Origin of the sequence: Mesorhizobium sp. (assembly GCF_004962925.1) — a bacterium.
Classification (GTDB): Bacteria; Pseudomonadota; Alphaproteobacteria; order Rhizobiales; family Rhizobiaceae; genus Mesorhizobium.
In genome coordinates this window covers 4,437-8,404 of the sequence record NZ_SUEO01000256.1, presented here as the reverse complement: position 1 = coordinate 8,404, position 3,968 = coordinate 4,437, and the positions used below count along the sequence as shown (strand labels likewise).

At 59.1% G+C, this 3,968-nt stretch carries 5 protein-coding genes; 3 read left to right on the top strand and 2 right to left on the bottom strand.

Annotated features, from left to right (window positions below; genetic code table 11):
- Both E5W87_RS31430 and E5W87_RS31425 read right to left on the bottom strand, forming a co-directional pair.
- On the bottom strand, positions 1–781 hold a 781-nt coding region (locus E5W87_RS31430), incomplete at its 3' end, for a substrate-binding domain-containing protein (protein WP_292406641.1).
- A 114-nt stretch (positions 782–895) separates the two neighbouring features.
- Complete coding sequence (locus tag E5W87_RS31425; RefSeq protein ID WP_292672245.1) at positions 896–1,507, bottom strand: cupin domain-containing protein; 612 nt, start codon at positions 1,505–1,507, stop codon at positions 896–898.
- Between E5W87_RS31425 and E5W87_RS31420 the strand changes: the two genes are divergently transcribed.
- The 3 genes from E5W87_RS31420 to E5W87_RS31410 all read left to right on the top strand — a co-directional run.
- Positions 1,411–2,829 carry a complex I NDUFA9 subunit family protein gene (locus tag E5W87_RS31420; protein ID WP_292406636.1) on the top strand — a complete coding sequence of 473 codons (1,419 nt, stop codon included), beginning with the start codon at positions 1,411–1,413 and terminating at the stop codon, positions 2,827–2,829. The two genes, E5W87_RS31425 and E5W87_RS31420, sit on opposite strands and share 97 nt — an antisense overlap.
- 81 nt (positions 2,830–2,910) lie before the next feature.
- Complete coding sequence (locus tag E5W87_RS31415; RefSeq protein ID WP_292406632.1) at positions 2,911–3,147, top strand: hypothetical protein; 237 nt, start codon at positions 2,911–2,913, stop codon at positions 3,145–3,147.
- A 200-nt stretch (positions 3,148–3,347) separates the two neighbouring features.
- On the top strand, positions 3,348–3,968 hold a 621-nt coding region (locus E5W87_RS31410; RefSeq protein ID WP_292406628.1), incomplete at its 3' end, for an SLC13 family permease.

The following is a 3,968-nucleotide window of genomic DNA, read 5'->3' as shown; positions in this document are numbered from 1 at the left end:
CCACCCAACCATCGTCAATGCCCTGAATGACCTGCTTGGTCAGGTCCCAGCCGAACACCTTGACGTCGCCGGTGCGGCCTTGGCTGGTTACGGCCGAAACAGCGCCGAGCAACGCCGGCTCGCCGGTCGCATATAGCGTCGTCATATCCGGATTGGCGGTCATCAAATTCTCCGAAGCGCTCATCGCGGTCTCCTGAACGTTCTGGCCGTCGACCGTGTCGAGGAACGTGATCGCCAAGCCGCTGTCCGTGACCGCCTTCTTGAAACCGTCGAGCCGCTGGTTCTGGATGAACGAATTGAGCGCGCCGACAATACCGATCTTGGCAGTGCCGCCCATCTCGGACTTCACATAGTCGGCGTAGAATTTGCCTATATCCTCGCCGGCCTTGGCGTTGTCGACACCGATGAACGCAATGTTGTCGCCGTCGGGGATCTGCGCGTCGATGGCGATCACGGGGATGCCGGCCGCCTTCGCGGCGGTGATTGCGGGCTTGACGCCGTTGACATCGATGGCGACCAAAATGATGCCGTCGACTTTCTGTGTGATGTAGTTCTCGATCGCGTCATTTTGCGCGCTCGGCACGTTGTTGGCATTGAAGATGACCAGCTTGGCGCCGGCGGCGTCGGCCGCTTTCTGCGCGCCCTCGTTGATCTGGTTGAAGAAGAGGGCCTGCTGGTTGATGTTGACGAGAGCGAACGTATCGGCGAACGCCGATCCCATTGCTGTCGAGCAAATGGCGATGACGGCGGCGCAACGGACGAGAAGTTTGAACGGACGCATTTACGGTTCCCCTTGCTTGCGGGCCAAACCTGTTCGGCTGGTCCCATTGGTGCTACAGGCACGAGGCAAACATTCAAGAGACTTGAATATTTGTCAACGCCTTTGAAGCGCCTGTCAGAAGGTCGCCGGCGTGTTGACCCAAAAAATGCTGGCTCTCTCTTTGCCGATGTTGCGGTAATGGTGCGGCAGCTCCGACCTGAAGACGAACGCATCGCCAGTGGCGAGATCATGGCTCTTGCCATCGACGATCAGCTTGATCCGGCCGGCGAGCACATAGCCGACTTCCTCGCCGACATGCTGGATGGGACCTTCGCTCTCGCCGTCTGCCTCGATATGATGGATATTGCACTGCAGCAGGTGACCGGGCGAATACGGAATAACGCGTTCGAGCGAGATGCCCTCGCCGCGCCGTAGCGCGTCGAGCGAGATCAATGGCCGCGCGCCTGCGCGGAACACGATCGCCTCGTCGTCGTCGACCTGTTCGAACATCCAGCCGATGTTGGTCTCGAGAACTTCGACCAGGCGGTGAAGCATAGGCAGGGATGGCGAAGCCTTGCCGTTCTCGATCTTGGACAAAAGGCTTTCAGAGCAGTTGGCCGCTGTCGCCAGCGTCTTCAGCGTCATGCCCCGTGTCTGGCGGGCGAGGCGCAACCGCGTTCCAAGCCGCGCAGCATTTAGGGTGGCGTCCATTTCGGACTCTGGCCGTCGCCGATCGATTTTGTTCATCCGTTCGCCAACCATTCAACAGTCATTGGACAACTGTCGCGCGAGCAAAAGACAGCGGCGACCGATTTGCAAGTGGTGATCTGTCAATTTCGACGCTGCAGTGCCCCGACCAGTTTTTGATAACACGGATAAAGCAACTCAGCGTCAAAACACTCGCCAATGGGCGAGCGGACGGTGATGCACGAGGCGCCACAGCGATATCGGCCGTGCCTCGATTAACCCAGCGCCGACTGGAACAAAAAGCTTTCCTGCGTTGTTCTCCAACCGTCCTGACGTTCGATGGGCTGGTTCATACGCCGGCCAAGGACAATCCTCGCGGCAGGCGCCGGCAGGCACGCGAAGAAGGGATGGCGAGGCAAATGGATCCTGACGATCTCAACACAAAACGGATCGTCACTGTGTTCGGCGGGACAGGCTTTCTCGGGCGCAGGATCGTCAAGCGCCTCCTGGAGAGGGGTTTTACGGTCCGTGCCGCATCCCGCCACCCAGCTCGCGTGGGGCCGGTCTTCTCCTCGACTGCAAGGATGCCCGAAGCCGTCAAGGCGGATATATTGGATGCGTCCTCGATCGGTTTGGCCATTGCCGGATCACAGGCGATCGTGAATGCTGTCAGTCTTTATGTCGAGCAGGGCGCCCAGACGTTTGAACGCGTGCATGTGAAAGCCGCGGCTGATCTCGCCGCCGCGTCGCGCGCTGGCGAGGTCGACCAGTTCGTCCAGATTTCGGGGATCGGCTCCGATCCTCAATCGGATTCGAACTACATTAGCGCGCGTGGGCGCGGAGAAGTTGTCGTGACGAGTGCATTTCCCGGCGCTCTGATTGTGCGTCCCGCCGTCATGACAGGACCTGACGACGTTTTCCTCACGACGATTGTGAGGCTGATACGCCTCCTGCCGGTCTATCCGCTGTTCGGCGATGGCGGCACACGGCTTCAGCCAGTCTATGTGGCAGACGTCGCGGAAGCAGTGAGCCGGCTGATCGACGGGCGAAACCACAAGGGTTCATCGATATTCGAATTCGGTGGCCCGCGCATCTACACCTATACGGAACTGCTGCGGGAGGTCGCCCGGCAGCTCCACACCCACATCAGGCTGATGCCGGTGCCCTTTGCGGCGTGGGACGCCTTGGCTGGCGTCGCGGAACTCCTTCCGGCCGCGCCCATAACACGCAACCAGGTCGATCTTATGCGGCACGACAATGTGGCAGCAATCGGCGCGCCGGGCCTGAAGGAACTCTACATCGAGCCGCGGGACATCGACGAGGTGATCCGCTTGATCGAACGGCGCGCGCGTGATGCCGGCTCGCGCTCTTCTCCTGCTTAGCAAGACTCTACGATCCTGACGGGAACCTATCGTCATGCGGCGGGTTGGTCGAGCGTGAGCCAATGAAGAAGGAAAAGAACTATGGCCAGATGCGACCAGTGCGGGAATGACTACGACAAGGCTTTCGAAGTGAAGCTGGCCGAGGAAACCTATACGTTCGACAGCTTCGAATGCGCGATTCAGAAACTTGCTCCGATGTGCCCGCATTGCGGATGCCGGATCATCGGACATGGCGTCGAACAAGATGACATCATCTACTGCTGCGCCCATTGCGCCGCGGAGGAAGGTGCAAGTGAGCTGACCGATCGCGCACCTTGAAGCAACGCAACCAGGAACATCGCCCAAGAGCCAAGAACATCGCTCGACACGGGCTTCTTGGCAAGCATGGAAGTTCAGGATTCAGGAGCGTGCTAGCAAAGCCGTGATCAGCGAAAGCAACTAAAAAGCGGGTTGGCCGTTCTGATCAGCCGCCCCGCTTTTTAGTTGCTTTCGCTGAATTGGCGGCGGGGCATCCGAACATGACTACGCCGCAAATTCTGTCGTTCGCCGTTACCTTCGTGATGATGGCGGCGTTCGTATGGGGTCGATATCGATATGATCTGGTCGCAGCCGCGGCACTGTTGCTTGCACTCGCGGTTGGCATTGTGCCTTTTGACGAAGCCTTCAGCGGGTTCAGCGACGATATCGTGGTCATTGTCGGCAGCGCCCTGCTGGTGAGCGCGGGCATAGCACGCTCGGGCATCATGGAAGTCGCCATCAAGCGCTTTGTTCCGAATTTATCGGGAGTTCGACCGCAACTGGCGCTGTTGGTGATCGTGGTCACGATCCTGTCTGCCTTTGTTAAGAATATCGGTGCGCTCGCTATCATGATTCCGATCGCCTTCCAGTTCGCGCGCCGGTCGAGCATTTCACCCTCGATATTCCTGATGCCTATGGCGTTCGGTTCACTGCTCGGCGGACTCATGACGCAGGTGGGAACATCTCCCAATATCGTTGTTTCCCGTGTGCGTGAGGAACTGACCGGAACCGCCTTCACAATGTTCGACTTCACACCTGTTGGAGCGGCCCTGGCCGCCGCCGGAACGATCTTCCTGCTGCTTTTCTATTGGCTTTTACCGGTGCGCGAAAAGCTCGGCGGG